Origin of the sequence: Pseudomonas reactans, from assembly GCF_013387025.1 — a bacterium.
GTDB lineage: Bacteria > Pseudomonadota > Gammaproteobacteria > Pseudomonadales > Pseudomonadaceae > Aquipseudomonas > Aquipseudomonas reactans.
In genome coordinates this window covers 22,752-36,991 of the sequence record NZ_JACAQP010000004.1, presented here as the reverse complement: position 1 = coordinate 36,991, position 14,240 = coordinate 22,752, and the positions used below count along the sequence as shown (strand labels likewise).

At 64.0% G+C, this 14,240-nt stretch carries 10 protein-coding genes; all 10 read right to left on the bottom strand.

The window, feature by feature from the left end:
• Positions 1–20: 20 nt before the first annotated feature.
• A complete protein-coding gene (locus tag HX793_RS03565) occupies positions 21–395 on the bottom strand; it encodes a hypothetical protein (protein ID WP_010207528.1) in 375 nt (124 codons plus the stop codon).
• A 124-nt stretch (positions 396–519) separates the two neighbouring features.
• A complete protein-coding gene (gene tagQ, locus HX793_RS03560) occupies positions 520–1,449 on the bottom strand; it encodes a type VI secretion system-associated lipoprotein TagQ (protein ID WP_177005038.1) in 930 nt (309 codons plus the stop codon).
• Positions 1,450–1,533: 84 nt separating this feature from the next.
• Positions 1,534–3,243: a formylglycine-generating enzyme family protein gene (locus HX793_RS03555; protein ID WP_122729887.1), complete on the bottom strand. Its 1,710-nt coding sequence runs from the start codon at positions 3,241–3,243 to the stop codon at positions 1,534–1,536.
• Positions 3,236–4,420 carry an ABC transporter permease family protein gene (locus HX793_RS03550; RefSeq protein ID WP_177052588.1) on the bottom strand — a complete coding sequence of 395 codons (1,185 nt, stop codon included), beginning with the start codon at positions 4,418–4,420 and terminating at the stop codon, positions 3,236–3,238. Before HX793_RS03550 ends, HX793_RS03555 begins: the two co-directional genes overlap by 8 nt.
• Positions 4,420–5,124: an ABC transporter ATP-binding protein gene (locus HX793_RS03545; protein ID WP_177097206.1), complete on the bottom strand. Its 705-nt coding sequence runs from the start codon at positions 5,122–5,124 to the stop codon at positions 4,420–4,422. The genes HX793_RS03550 and HX793_RS03545 overlap by 1 nt, the downstream gene beginning before the upstream one ends.
• Complete coding sequence (locus HX793_RS03540; RefSeq protein ID WP_177052587.1) at positions 5,124–8,081, bottom strand: serine/threonine-protein kinase; 2,958 nt, start codon at positions 8,079–8,081, stop codon at positions 5,124–5,126. The genes HX793_RS03545 and HX793_RS03540 overlap by 1 nt, the downstream gene beginning before the upstream one ends.
• Positions 8,078–8,797 carry a PP2C family protein-serine/threonine phosphatase gene (locus tag HX793_RS03535; RefSeq protein WP_028618488.1) on the bottom strand — a complete coding sequence of 240 codons (720 nt, stop codon included), beginning with the start codon at positions 8,795–8,797 and terminating at the stop codon, positions 8,078–8,080. The genes HX793_RS03540 and HX793_RS03535 overlap by 4 nt, the downstream gene beginning before the upstream one ends.
• Positions 8,798–9,451, bottom strand: a complete 654-nt coding sequence (tagF, locus tag HX793_RS03530) for a type VI secretion system-associated protein TagF (RefSeq protein WP_095014007.1) — start codon at positions 9,449–9,451, stop codon at positions 8,798–8,800.
• Positions 9,448–12,948, bottom strand: coding sequence for a type VI secretion system membrane subunit TssM (gene tssM / locus HX793_RS03525; RefSeq protein ID WP_177097215.1), 3,501 nt, complete (start codon positions 12,946–12,948; stop codon positions 9,448–9,450). The genes tagF and tssM overlap by 4 nt, the downstream gene beginning before the upstream one ends.
• On the bottom strand, positions 12,945–14,234 hold the full coding sequence (locus tag HX793_RS03520; protein WP_028618491.1) for a DotU family type VI secretion system protein: 1,290 nt from the start codon (positions 14,232–14,234) through the stop codon (positions 12,945–12,947). The genes tssM and HX793_RS03520 overlap by 4 nt, the downstream gene beginning before the upstream one ends.
• Between the last annotated feature and the right edge of the window lie 6 nt (positions 14,235–14,240).

Here is a 14,240-nt window from a genome sequence, read left to right as displayed (position 1 = left end):
CAAGCTCGCTCCTACAGTGGTTACTTCTTTTTCTTCGGCTTCAAATACTTGGTCAACCCCTGGAACCAGATCACCAGCGCCGGGTTGCCCTTGATCTGGATCGACTTGTCCTGAATCCCCGTCATGAACGCCAGTTGCTTGTTCTTCGCCTGCATCGTGGCGAAGCCATAGGCCGCATCTTTAAAGGCGATGGCGAACGCCGGCGACGGGTGAACACCCGAACGGCTGGTGATGCGCTGGTCTTTGACGATGAAGTGACGGGCAACCTTGCCGTCGAGGGTCTGCAACTGGAACGCCAGGTCTTTATCGCCCAACTGTTGCTGGAAGGCAGGATTGGTGCGGCTGGCTTTGCCCATCATCAGGCCCAGCACCCACAGGAGAAGACGAAATTTCATGCACACGGCCTCGGTGTATTTATTGAGTGGCCGCAGCAGTTTAACGATTTGCAAAAAGAACGCCACCGATCTTGCGCATTAGCGGAAGATCGGCTGGCGTTTGACGCTTATAGCTGCATATTGCTTAAACGTTCGGGCAAGGCACTGGCGCCCAGTCGGCCAGGTTAGGATCGCGGCAGGTGCCTTCGATCTGCGCCTTACCGGCGCTGGCAACCTGCTTGCTTTCAGCTTGCTTGGCCTGCACGGTCTGGATGCTCTTCTCGGTGGTCACCGCTTCTTTCGGCACAACCGGCAGGTCCTTCTTCTTCGCGACTTTCGGTGGCGTCTTGCCACCCTTCTTGGCCGGGACGACCGCAGGGGCTACGTCTGCCTGGGCCACGGTCACTACGTCGTTACGCTGCACACCCACTTGTTGCAGGTCTTTTTCGTAGGCCTGGGTGTAGTTGTTCAGGTCTTCGCTGGCTTTGCCGTTGACCGCGACGATCAGGTCATTGGATTCCTTCAGGCCCGCCACGATTTCCGCCAGGCGCTTGCGGCCTTCGGTGTCGTTGACGGTCTTGGCCTTGCGGTCAGCCACCAGCTTGGTGAATGCACTCTGGTAGCACTGCTGCGACGCTTTGGCGTAGGCGGTGCTGCGGTCGATGTCGGAGGCGCTTTTGTTGAAGTCGGTGGAGTAAGAGGCGATGCGCTGGTTATCATCGCTGATCTGCTTCTGACGCTCGGTGTAGTAACCCGCCGCGCCGCCTGCCAATGCGCCGCCCGCTGCGCCGATGGCAGCGTTACGGCCACGCTTGTCGGAGTCGCCGGTCAGGGCGCCCAGCAGTGCACCGCCAGCAGCGCCGATAGCCGCACCGGTCACCACCGACTTGGTCATGTCCGAATCGGTCGCGCGCAGGTGCTGCACCGGCTCATAGCAGTTCGGGTAGTACTCGACCTTGGTGCTCGACGCGACCTTAGAGGCCGGCGACGTGGCACAACCGGTCAACACAGTGCTGAAACCGGCCGCGATCAGCAGCAAGTGACGCTTGGAAACCGCCTTACGGGAAAAAAGCATAGGTGTGTTCTCGTTTAAGTTTGACTTGCCCAGCACGGCCCACCGCCGCCTGAGTCCCTTCCAAGCTCGCCATACAGCCAGCGCTCATCGCTGACCGCTCGCTGCGAGCAATTCCTTCAAGATCGTTGCCGGGTCGGCCCGCTGTTGCTTGCGGTAGTTGCCGACATGGCGAACGAACAGTGTTGCGCGCGTCACCAGGCTCTTGCCGAGCACTGGCTTACGATCCAACTCTTCCTTGATCCGTTGAAACTGCGCCTGGATCACCGCATCGGTGTAACGCGTGCCGGTGGCCAGGTTGTCGATATAGATCGCCACCGCGCCATCGAGCGCGCTACGCCCATTGGCAATCGCCATGTCGAACAGCTGCGCGCTGGCCTCGTCCTTGTTGTCCAGGGACTGTTGGCGGCTCTTCTGCAGGTTGGCCAGGCGGATGTTGTAGTTGGCGATGGTCTCGGCCACCAACGCGGCCGACTGGATCAGGTTGCCCGCCGCCTCTTCGCGTTGCTGGGCGATCAACGAGACGTTGCGCTTGAGCTCTTCGTTGACCAGTCCCAGCTCGGCTTGCAGCTTGGGGTCGGCACTGGCGGCGATGATGCTGTCCAGGCGTTTGGTCGGGTCCTGGGCGTCGTCGATGGCGTCGGTCAGCGAGGCCAGACGGCCTTCTTTCTGCCACTGGGCGAACAGCTCCTTGTAACGCGAGCGCGGCGCCGACAAAGCGCCGATCGCCACGCGGAAACCGGTGGTTTCGTTGCTTTGCTCGGTGCCATCGGCCGCGAACAGCGGGTACTCGCGGCGCATGCCGGTGAACAGCGTGCCCTCGCCTTCCAGGTAGTTGCCACCCTTGACCACAAAACCGCCGTAGGTGCCCTGGCGACGCCCGGCGTGCACCAGTTGGAAGGATTCCTGGACCATTTCCGCCGCATTGCCGATTACATCGAACAGGCCGATCGGGTTGGGCAACTTGGTGCCGATGGGCATCAGGCGCGCCGCTTGGCCGGTGCCGCCGGCGACCTGGTTGAACACGGCGTAATCGCCGAGCGGGCCATCGCTGTCGCTGCCTTCAGTACGGCGCGGGAACAGGCGCCCTTCCAGGTCCTGGCGACTGACGGCATGACCGCCGCGCGCGGCGAATTCCCACTCCACTTCGGTGGGCAGGCGCACAAAACCCAAGCCGCCGTCGTCCGCCGAAGAGCCGCGCCCGCTGACCGGCAGCAACTCACGGTGGTATTTCATCAGCCAGGCGCTGTACACCGCCGAGAAACGCTCGGCTTCAAAGCGCGACAGCTTCACCTTGGGCAAACGCCCGGCCATGCCGGTGGGCGCGTCGCACGCCGGCGCCGGTTCACCGCTGGCCAGGGACTGCGCCTGGGACATCACCTGGGCGTACTGGCGTGCGGTCACTTCGTACTTGCCGATGAAGTAGAGCATGGGCTTGAGCGGGGTCTTGGCGTCGGTCTTCGGCATCAAGGGCGCGATGATTTTGTTCCAGTCTTTGGGCAGGTCCTTGAGGGTGAACTGGCCATTGATGAAGTCGCGGCGGTAGCCGGAAATGAATGACTGCTGATAACCCGCCTCGCCTTCGGCAAAGGGGTAGCCGAGGCTGATCTCGCGGTCATCCAGGGTGCCTTGGGCCAACACGTAGGCGTAACGAAACACCATGTTGCCTTCGCACGGCAGCGGCAGGCTGACGTCGCCCTCCAACGGCTTGGGGTTATCGAGTTTGTCACTCGCCTCATCGGCCCAGGCCATAGAGGCCAGGGTCAGCGCCACACAGGCGCCCAGTAACTTATACATCTCTGATTCCTTCAGAAGCCTGGATCCGCGCCACTCGCCAGCCACCACAGGCCGCCGCCACGGCGCTGACGCCCATGACTGCAGCCAGGGCCAGGCCGTAATGACGCGCCAACAGGTGGCTGGCGTGTTCGCCCGGCACCTGCACAAATATCCTGTTCAACGCCGCCTCGGCCATGCCATACAGGCCGGCACTGAGCACAGCGGCGAAACCTGCGCTGTACAGCGCCTGCACCACCACAAACAGCAACAGCCCTCCGGTGGAAAACCCCAATAGGCGCAGCACCGACAATTCCCGACGCTTACGCACCACGGCGGCCAACGCTCCAGCAAAGATCGCCGCAAACGCGCCCGCCAACGCCAACCCGCAGATCACCCAGAACACGAGTGACAGGTTGCGGCTCAACGACTGCACCTGCGCGATGGTCTGCGCCTGGGTCGACACCAGCAGGTTCTGCCCGGCGAAAAACACCCGCAGCGGTTCCACATCGGTGAGGCTCTGCGCATACAGGCGGAATGCCGGATACACGCGCTGTTCACTCACACCGACCGCTTCACCCTCCCAGCCCAAGGCCGGCACCGCACGACCATCGCGGTAATCTTCTGCTGCTTCCAGCAATTTCAAATCGGCAAACAGCCCATCACGGGCGAAGGCTTCCAGCGGCAATACCGCCAGCACCTGCAAGCGTGTGCGCTGGGCTTCCACACGTCCCGCCACTTGCCGTGCAAAGCTGGTCTCCAGCCAATCCCCCGGCCGCGCTGCCAGCTTCTCGGCGGCGGTGTGACTCAGCACGATCTGGTCCAGGCCCTTGGGCACCGGCAGACCCGCCAGCAAGGGATCACCCGAGGCGGTCGGCAGCATTTCCAGGGCCAAGGCGCCCACCTGCGCGGTCGCCGCAATTTGTCGCGTACGCGGCAGTGCAAACGCCACATCGCTGCGCTGGCCGAGTTGCTCGATAAAGGCGCTGCTGAATCGACCACCGCCCAACGGAATAATTTCACGGGTGGCGGGGTCGGTCTGCAAACGTTCGGTCAAACTGCTAACCAGTCCAAATTTCAGGCCGAATAACACCAGCAACGGTGCGATGACGGCGACCAGCGCCAGCACCGAACAGGCCGACAGCCAGGCATCGTTGCGATAGTCCTGCCAGGCCAGCGACGCCACCAGACCGAGGCGCATCAGCACACCTCCCCTAGGGTCGCGGTGACGCCGCCGTCGGTGTCGCGACGGCAACTGATGCGCCGCACCTGCAAGCCACTGGCGCGGGCCAGGGGTTCGTCATGGGTGGCGATCACACAGGCGGCACGGTGCTCGCGCGCCTGGGCCAGCAGCGCCTGCATCACGCGCTCGGCATTCAAGGGGTCGAGGGACGCCGTCGGTTCATCCGCCAACACCAGTTGCGGCGCATGGGCCAGGGCGCGGGCACAACTGACGCGCTGGCGCTGGCCCACCGAGAGCGTCGCCGGTTTCTTGGCCAACTGGTCGCCGATCTCCAATTGCTCGGCCAGGCACGCCACGCTGCCGTCGTCTTTCAAGCCCAACAGTTGCCGTGACAAGGCGATATTGCCGCGCACATCGAGAAACCCCAGCAAGCCGCCGGTTTGCAGCACGTAACCCAGATGCTGGCTACGCAGCGCAGCCAGCGTGGATTGCTGATCACCGCGCCACAATCCGGCAATGTCCTGCTGATGAAATTCAAACTGCCCGACCTGATCCGGCGCCAATACCAACGCCAGCAAATCCAGCAAGGTGCTTTTGCCACAACCGCTGGGCCCGACAATCGCCAATTGCTCACCCGCACGCAGCGTCAGCGCCGGAATCACCAGGCTGTAGCGCTGACTGCCGACGCCCCGGCTCTTGTGCACCGCGTTCAGGTTCAGCATCACGGCAACGTCGACAACGGCACGCGGTACAACGCGTCACCCGGCTCGGCATCGCCGAAACGGACCCAGTTGGCCAGGTCATTGTGGAAGGTTTCGTAGAGGCGGATCTTCGAGTCCAGCTCGTCGATAAAGTCTTCCTGCTCGGCCACGCTCAACGACAACCACAGGTCCTGGGTCATGTTCAGCGACTTGCTGCGGTACGGCAGGCCTTCCAGGTATTCGCCGAGGATGCCGCCGTCGGCCAGGTTGCCGCCCTTGCGCAGGGCTTGTGGGTCGCGACTCATATAGGCCGAGGCGCTGGCGATTTCCTGGAAGAAATCCTTGGGTGAAGTCTGGGTCTTGCGCGCTGCATCGACGATGAGTTTCAGCGACTGCTGCAGGTCGTTGAGCTGCAGCTTGGTCAGCATCACGCACACCTGGAACGCCGGCAGCGCCGGGTTGGTCAGGTCACGGTCGGCGGTCCAGGCGCTGACCAATTGTGGCGCCTGGCTTGCAGTTTTGCGCCCGAGGAAATCCATGTGCATGGCATAACCGACGGCTGCGGATTTGTCCGCCAGGCTCGGTGCGCTGTTCAGCAACGGCACCGGCTGCGGCGTGTTGCTGCGCACCTGGTGCACGAGGTTGGCGAACACCGTGCCGATCTCATCCACACGCTCTCCGAGCTTGCGCACATCACCACCGGGCACCGCCGTGTAGAGGTCGCCGATCTGCGGGTTGGCATCAGCGGTAAGGATGCGGTACTGGCTCTCGGCACCGGCATGGGTTTTCTTGCCGGCGTCGGTACGCAGGTGCAGGGCGTAGATCTTGATCTGTTTGCCCAGCGCGGCCTGGCGTACCTCGGCTTCGTTCATCTGGGTGGCGGCAAACGGGTCGTTCTTGCGCAGCGCGCCGGCGTCGGTGACCAGCAGGATGATGCGTCCGCCATAGCCGGACCAATCCATGCCATCCACTGCCTGCATCACGCCGGCGAACGCATCTTCGTTGAACGAATGGCTGGACACGGTGGACGCCCTGACCTGGCGCGCCATGTCGAGGAAACGTTGCGGGTCGCGGCCCTGATCGAGGGTGATCAAGGTCTTGGCGACGTATTCCAAGCCAGGGGTTTTCTTGATGCTGCTGCGAAAGCCGACCATACCGAAGCTCACGCTGTCCAACTCGCCGCGTTCGCCGATGCGCGTTTGCAGTTCGTGCACCACGTCGCGGACCTGGTCGATGTAGGGCTGCATGGAAACGGTGGTATCCACCACCAGCACAACAGCCGTGCGGAAGGCGTCGGCATTGGCGTTGATCACCGGCGTGGCCGGTTTAGCGGCGCTGCTGCCTGGGTCGATGGAGGCCACATTGAGCAACTGCACCGGCTGGCCGTTTTCGTCGAAGCTCTCTTTGGAATCGAAGATCGGCAGCAGGTAGAACTGGTTTTGCGGCACTGCACTGGCGGTCGGTTCCAGGGCCAGGATCTGGCTGTTGTCCTCACTGTTTTTCTGCGCCTTGGCCAGTGCGCCTTTGGCGGCGGCCGGGTCAGCCAGCAACTTTTCCACTTCAGCGGATTGGCGCAGGAACATCACCGGCGCGCGGCCTGAACGCTCGGTGAACTTCAAGACCAGGCTCTGCTTCCAGTCGCTGACCTGGGACGCAGGCAACCAACCATCACTGCGGCCATCGGTGGCGGCGCCGACGCGCACCCACGGTCTGCCGTCAACGTCCTTGCGCTGGTAGACGTAAAGCACGGAAAACGCCGGCAAGGCCTTGCCCGGCGCACTGGCGGCGTCGGTTGAAAGCTTGGCGCCGGGTTTGCTGAGGACGCGCTGGAACAGGGTTTTCTTGCCCGCCATCAGCAACGGACGCTGGCCGCCATCCACTTCTGCCACAGGCGGCGCCACTGGCGGCACAACCACCGCAGCCGGGGGTTTGGCCACAGGTTCATCGCTGCCGCTCAACCACCAATAACTGGCACCGCCAATCGCCAACGCAACCGCCACTGCAACAGCGGCGAGTGCCAACACCGGCCCACGGCGCTGCTCGCTGTGCTGGGACGGCGGCACCACCGGTTGGCGCACCGGCTGGGGTTTCTCGGTGGGGATCTCGATGGATTCCGGGGTGATGCCAGCCAGATCAAAACTCATCGGGATCGGCAACGGCCGCACCAACGTAGCCTCTGGCGATTCCGACGGCAGGTTATCCAACGCCCGCAACAACGCCGCCGCATCCGCGAAACGCTCCGCCGGATCCTTGGCCAACAGCTTGCGCAGCACCTCCTGATAACGACCGTGGTGCACCGGCAATTCGGGCAGCGGTTCAGTCAGGTGCGCGAGCGCCGTGGAGAGTGCATCAGTGCCGGTGTACGGCAGCTTGCCGACGAGAATCTCGTACAGCACCACACCCAACGCGTACAGGTCGGCGCGACCATCAATCTCTTGGCCCCGCGCCTGTTCTGGGCTCATATAGCTCGGCGTGCCCACGGCAAACCCGGCCTGGGTGAACTGAGTGCGATCATCCAGCGACTTGGCGATACCGAAGTCCGACAGCACCGCAGTACCATCGGCACGGAACAGAATGTTCGCCGGTTTCACATCGCGGTGCACCAGGCCCTGGGCGTGGGCATAGCCCAGCGCCGAGGCGATCTGGCGGATCAGCGTCACGCCCTGCTCCGGCGTCATGCCGGCGGCGATGCGCTCCTTGAGCGTGCCGTTGGGCAGGTATTCCATGGCCATGTAATACAGCTCACCGACGTTGCCGATGTCATGGATGGTCACCGTGTGCGGATGCGACAAGCGCGCCAGGGTCTTGCCCTCACGCAGGAAGCGTTCGCAGAAGCTCGGGTCAGCCGCCAATGCCGCCGCCATTACCTTCAACGCCACTTTGCGCTCCAGGGAGCGCTGGGTCGCCAGGTACACGCTGGCCATGGCGCCTTCGCCGATCTCGCCTTCGATGTCATAACCGGGAATGACGATGTTCATGCCGATACCTTCACAACGATGGCGGTGATGTTGTCCGGCGCACCCCGGTTGAGCCCCAGGTGCACCAGGCTGCGCACGATTTCATCCGGCGTGTCGTGGCCGAGGACTTCGCGGATCTCATGGTCTTCGACGGTCTTGTTCAGGCCATCGCTGCACAGCAGGTAGCTGTCACCGGGGGCAATCAGCAGGTCGACCACCGCCAGTTCCAGGTGCGCTTCCACGCCAATCGCACGGGTGACAATATTGGCGCGTGGATGCGTGCGGGCGTCGGCTTCGCTGAGCAGGCCGCTGTCTTGCAGGTCTTGCACGTAGCTGTGGTCGCGGGAGATGCCTTCCAGCACGCCGTCGCGCAGGCGGTACAAGCGGCTGTCGCCAGCCCACAGGCAAACGCCGCGCAGGCCACGGGCGGCCAACAGCACCACGGTGCTGCCCATCATGGTCACGCCACGGTGGGCGGTTTCTTCGCGCACGGCGGCGTTGATGCGCAGCAGGTCGTTGCGCAGCGCCGCCGTGTATTCATCCAGCGAGCGCCCCACCGGCACGCTGCGCAGGCTGTCGACGATCAGGCTGCTCACGTAATCCCCCGCCGCGTGCCCGCCCATGCCGTCGGCCACCACCCACAGGCGGTTTTCCGGCAGGTCCAGGCAGGCGTCTTCGTTGACCTGGCGGACCATGCCCACATGGCTTTTGCTCGCGGATTTGTACGTCGACCCCATCTACACCACACCTTCTTGTCCGAGCAAAAACTGCGCAAAATCGCCGGCGGCAGGCAGGCCCTGACACCGCAACAAACCAGGGGAAATCGTCTGCGAGCCACGGCCCCACCACAGGCTCGCGCCTTCGCAGGCCTGTTCGGCCAGGGCGGTCATGCGCCCGTGAGGCACGGTGGCGGCCACCCGTTGCAAGCCGGCGAAACGGCCACCCACCGCGCGCGGCTCGCCCGCCGGAAAGCCCAGGCTGTCGAGGCCGTCATTAAAACTTTCGAAGGTGGCGCCGGCATCCAGGGTGCTGAGCAGCAACGCTTCGGCCTGCTCAAACCAGGTGTCCGGCCCGCCCACCAGGGACGCAGGATTGGTGTCGTGGTCGAGCAAGGTCACCACCGCCAGCGGGAAGTAACGCCCGACCCGGTCGATGCTCGGCATCACCACACCCGCCGCCGCGTCCGGTCCGCATACACCCGGCGCCAGCACAAAGCGCCACAACGGGCTGACCAGGTAGGTGTTGAGCCAGTCGCCGCCCAGGCTGCTCTGGCTGGCGAGCAGACCCGCCGCCAACCAGCTGTCCCACGGGCCGATAAAACTCTGGGGTAGTGCGCGGCTGACAAAGTCACCACGACTGGCCAACTTGCCGTAGAAACCCAGCGTCGTCATAGCCGCTCCGGCAGGCTGAAGCCACTGAGCACGCGGCTCTTGAACGGGTTGAAGGCGCTGTTGGCGCGCAGTTCATAGGCAATGCTCGCACCGTCGACACGCAGGCGCAGGTTGAACCGGTCCGGGGAATTACCAGCGGTGAGGTCCGACTGTTCCAGCAAGCGGAACCAGGCCCACGGCCCGTCCAGGGTCACGCCGGAACGGCCACTGGCCGACGGCGGCATGATGGAGAGACGCACCACGCCAATGCTGCCGGGGTTTGGCCATTGCATCGCCACTGGGCGGCTTGGGCCGTGGTCGTAGCTCAGTTGCTGACCGTCCAGGTCCAGCAGGAACTGGGTGATGGTCGGGTCCATCGACACCGGCTTGAGTTCGAACCGCACAATCGGCTGGGTGCCGCCAGCGCGGAAGAACGCATCGCGGATCGTCGCTGCGCGCTGGAAGGTTTGCAGCACGCCCGGAGCAATGCCGAGCTTCTGCGCCGCGCCCGGCTGCCAGCGCCAGGTCTGCGCGGAGGTGTCTACGTAAGGCTGCAGGTATTTGCGGAAGTAGTTGTCCATCACCCCGCCGACGCCGAAGAACATGCCGAAATCATCCAGCGTCGCGTCCCGCGCACTGCCCGGCGACATCGGGTATCGGCCGGCCAGGGACTGGCGATACACGTTGACCACTTCGCTGACCCAGGCCGCGTTCAGTTGATTGCGCACCCCGCCCATCATGCTGTTGGTGGTGGAGTTGACCACCGACTTGACCAGGCCCTGCACCAGCGGCGGCTGGCGTTCGGCATTCAGGCTGACCCGCGTGGCCGCAGCCGCCGCCTGGTTCTTCGCCTCGCCGAGCAAGGCATCACCGCTAGCGCCAACCATGGCGCTGACCTGCACATACAGCGCGTTCATGTCGGTGAGCAGGCCATCGATAGCCGCCGGCTCGCCTTCACTCTTGCTGACGATGCTGTTGAGTTCGGCAAAGTGTGCGGTCACCGGATCATCCGCAGCAGCCGGTGCATTGGCGCTCGGTTGCTCCTGGCCAAGCAGGCTGCCCAGGCGCTCCTTGAGCTTGTCGACGCCGCCTTCCACCGGCACGCCTTTGACGGCCAATTGTCGCTCTTCGGCTTGCAGATCGGTTTCCTTGGCCACTGCCACCAGCAGTTTTTTCAGCGGCGAGGTCGGGCCGGAAATCACCCGCAGTACGTCGGCCGCCTGGGCCACGCTGGTGATCGGCACAAAGTCGATGTCCGCCAGCAAGGCATCCCACTGACGCTGGTAATCCTGGAAATACAGGCGGCGTACGTCAGCGGCGAGGCTCACCACATTCCGCTGGTCGGCCTGTTCGTGCCCCAACACCCACTGCTCTTCGGCCAGGGTGCCGGTCTGGTTCAGGCTGCTCAGCAAAAACGCCTGGCGATAGCCCTTGGCGGTGAAGAACCCACTCAACGGCTCGCCCAGCGGCTTGCCACTTTTGCGGCTGAACACCAGCGCCGCATCACGACCGGCAGCTTCGTTGATGCGAAAGTCCGGGATGCCTTCTGGCAGTTTCTGGCGCTTGACCCGGTCATACACACGCTGGGCCACCGGCAGTTGCTGCAACTGGCGACGCAGGTCGTCGATCAGCCGGGGATCCAAGCGCGCATTCGGCGGATGGCGTTCGAACAGCGACTGCAAGTGCCCGGCCAGTGCCTGGCGCTGATCGGCCGGCAAGTCGCGCGGCAGGTTGCGGTCCCAGTCGAGGGCGATCCAGGCCTTGATGAAGTCCGGGTCGTAATGCTCGGCATCGGCGAGCATCAGGTAGGCCTTGAGGCCTTCGTAGAGGAAGTCGGAATTGCCGCCGCCGTGCAGTTGTTCCTCGATGCGCGTCACCAGGCGTGGCGCGAACACGGCGATCAACAGCTTGCGGTAGACACTGGCGGACTCGGCTTCCAGCATGTCGCCCTGGTACAGCCCGAGGCCTTCGGACCAGCTCGGCGAGTCGCCGGCCAGGTTCTTCACGGCGTTGAGCAATGGTAGCACCGCGAGGATGTCCCGCTGCGCCGGGCTCAGGTTCTGCACGGACTGGCCCAGCGGTGCGACCTTCTGGTCGACCTGGGCGATATACGCCTGGTTGGCGCGGTAACTCACCCACCACAAACCGCTGACCACCACGACAGTCGCCACGGTAGCGGCCAGCACACCGCGTGCAATCCACTTGCGTCGGCGCTCGACCTTGGGGTTCACCCCGACCAGTCCACGCTCGGCAAACGCTACGGCGGTGAAGAGTTTTTCGATGAAGTAACTGCGCCCTGTACCGCTCTGACGCGCCAGGTGCTGGCGGTCCAGGTTCATGCTCTGGGCCATCGCACCGATCAGGCGATCGATCGGGCTGCCTTCCTGGGTGCCGCTGGTGAAATACACACCGCGCAGCAACACGCGCTCTTCAAAGGCATTGGGCTTGAACACGCCTTCAAGGAAGCTTTGCAGGCAATCCTTCAACGCACCGAACTGCTGCGGGAAGCCGTAGATCAGGTCGCGGCGAGCCGGGTCACGCTCCTGTTGCAGGCGTTCGACCAGGCGTTCGTTGAGGCGCTGTTCCAGGCCGGCGAACTCGCTTTGCAGGTGGGCCAGCGGGCTGTCGCTGTTCTTGCCGTCGTCCAGGGCAAAGGTCATGCCCCACACCTGGGCGCGCTCTTCCTTGCTCAGGTTGTCGAAGAACTCCATGAAGCCCGGCACCAGGTCGAGCTTGGTCAGCATCAGGTAGATCGGGAAGCGCACGCCCAGTTGGGTGTACAGCTCCTGGATCCGCAAGCGGATGGCGGCGGCGTGGGCCGCGCGCTCGGCATCGGTGCCGAGCAATAAATCCGACAGGCTGATGGCGATGAAGGCACCGTCGATAGGCCGGCGCGAGCGTTGCTTTTTCAGCAGGTCGAGGAAGCCCAGCCACGCGGCTTTATCCACCGTGGAGTTGCTGTCCTGGGTGGTGTAGCGCCCGGCGGTGTCGAGCAACACGGCCTGATCGGTAAACCACCAATCGCAGTTGCGCGTACCGCCAACACCCCGCACGGCACCGGCGCCCAACTGCGCGGCCAGCGGGAAGTGCAGGCCGGAGTTGACCAGCGCGGTGGTCTTGCCCGAGCCCGGTGGGCCGATGATCACGTACCACGGCAGCTCGTAGAGGTTGCGACGTTCGTCGCCGCCCAGCTTGGCCTTTTTCAGCAGTGCCAGGGCCTCGTCCATGCGCTGGCGCAGGGTGCTGAGTTCTTCGGCGGTGGCAACGCTGTTCGGGTCAGCCGGGGTTTCGGCGGCCAGGCTGCGCATCACTTCGGCGGCCTGACGCCGCGCCTGGATGATGCGGAATACGCGGTAGGCAATCCACACCGCGAACACCAGGATGATCAGCGCCCAGCGGCGCCCTTCCGGCACCAGCACGTCGAGCAACGGCCCGACAAACCAGATGATCAGGCTCAGGGCAATCAAACCCAACACGGGGATCACCCAGCGAATCATGAAACTGAAAAACGCCTTCACTCGACGCCCTCCGCCAATACGGTGATTTCAACCCGACGATTGCGGGCGCGGCCTTCTGCGGTGGCGTTGGTCGCCACTGGCTCGGTGTCGCTTCGGCCCTCGGCGCTGAAGCGCTCCGCCTGGCCGGTCTTGGCCGCAAGGATTTCCAGCACAGACTTGGCCCGCGCTTCGGACAGCGCCCAGTTGGACGGGAAGCGCAGCGTGGCAATCGGGCGGTTGTCGCTGTGCCCGGTCACGCGTACCTGGCCTTTGACTTTGCGAATGGCATCGGCGATGCGCAGCATCAGCGGTTGGTAGTCATCGACAATGCTGGAGCTGGCGGAGGCAAACAGCTCGTCGCCACGGATGGTCACCACCGAACGGTCGACCGCATCTTCCACGGCAACGCGCCCGGCCTTGATGTCTTCCACCAGGAAACCGGCCAGGCGTGGACGCTCGATGACTTTGGGCTGTGCCACCGGGCGGTCGATGGCCTGCACCGGGATTTCGCCCAACGCGTGAATATTCTTGAACACCGGCTCGGCATCCGACGCCAGCTTCATGCGCAAACCAAACAGCAGCGCCAGCAACAGCGCCACGCCGATAGCCACGGCGATCCACGGCGGCATGAATTGCGCCAGGCGATCCCGCGCTACGGTCACGCCCCGCCAGTGTGGCGACAGTTCACGTTCGTGTTCGCCACGGGCACTGCGAATGGCGGCAGCCGTGCGTTCACGCAGGGTTTCCAACTGACTGCGGCCGTCGTTCATTACGCGATAACGGCCTTCAAAACCCAGGCACATGCACAGGTACAGCAGCTCCAGCAGGTACAGGCGTTCCCTTGGACTTTGCAGGCAATGGTCTAGCAACTGAAAGACTTTCTCACCGCCCCAAGCTTCGTTATGCACGGTGATCAGCAGGCTCTGTTTGCCCCAATCACTGGTGCTGCCCCAAGGCGTGCTCAACACCGCTTCATCCAGCGCGGTACACAGCGCGTAACGGGCCAGCAGCACTTCGTTGCGGGCGATGCCGGCCGCTTCGGCGCGCTCTTCAAACTGGCGCAGATACGCCAGCAACTGCGCGCGCAGGCTGGCCGGCGCCGGGTGGGCGATGGTGTTACGCAGGCGCGTCAGCAGGGCCAACAACGGGCCAGCGGCGCTTTCCAGCGGGTTGAGGCCCTGGCTCTTGCCGGTGAGCATCGGTGCGGCTGGCATGGCCAGTGGCGAAGGTTCGGCACGCGCAGGTTCCGGCGCCCGGCCACCCGGACGCGGCATGAACTGGGTGCGGTCATCATCATTGGGATGCATCGCGGA

What these genes read in the sequence shown, in the direction of transcription:
- HX793_RS03545 (WP_177097206.1), bottom strand. Translation starts at nt 5,124, where the DNA reads ATGCTGAACCTGAACGCGGTGCACAAGAGCCGGGGCGTCGGCAGTCAG.
- HX793_RS03535 (WP_028618488.1), bottom strand. Translation starts at nt 8,797, where the DNA reads ATGGGGTCGACGTACAAATCCGCGAGCAAAAGCCATGTGGGCATGGTC.
- HX793_RS03550 (WP_177052588.1), bottom strand. Translation starts at nt 4,420, where the DNA reads ATGCGCCTCGGTCTGGTGGCGTCGCTGGCCTGGCAGGACTATCGCAAC.
- HX793_RS03540 (WP_177052587.1), bottom strand. Translation starts at nt 8,081, where the DNA reads ATGAACATCGTCATTCCCGGTTATGACATCGAAGGCGAGATCGGCGAA.
- tagF (WP_095014007.1), bottom strand. Translation starts at nt 9,451, where the DNA reads ATGACGACGCTGGGTTTCTACGGCAAGTTGGCCAGTCGTGGTGACTTT.
- HX793_RS03555 (WP_122729887.1), bottom strand. Translation starts at nt 3,243, where the DNA reads ATGTATAAGTTACTGGGCGCCTGTGTGGCGCTGACCCTGGCCTCTATG.
- HX793_RS03520 (WP_028618491.1), bottom strand. Translation starts at nt 14,234, where the DNA reads ATGCATCCCAATGATGATGACCGCACCCAGTTCATGCCGCGTCCGGGT.
- tagQ (WP_177005038.1), bottom strand. Translation starts at nt 1,449, where the DNA reads ATGCTTTTTTCCCGTAAGGCGGTTTCCAAGCGTCACTTGCTGCTGATC.
- HX793_RS03565 (WP_010207528.1), bottom strand. Translation starts at nt 395, where the DNA reads ATGAAATTTCGTCTTCTCCTGTGGGTGCTGGGCCTGATGATGGGCAAA.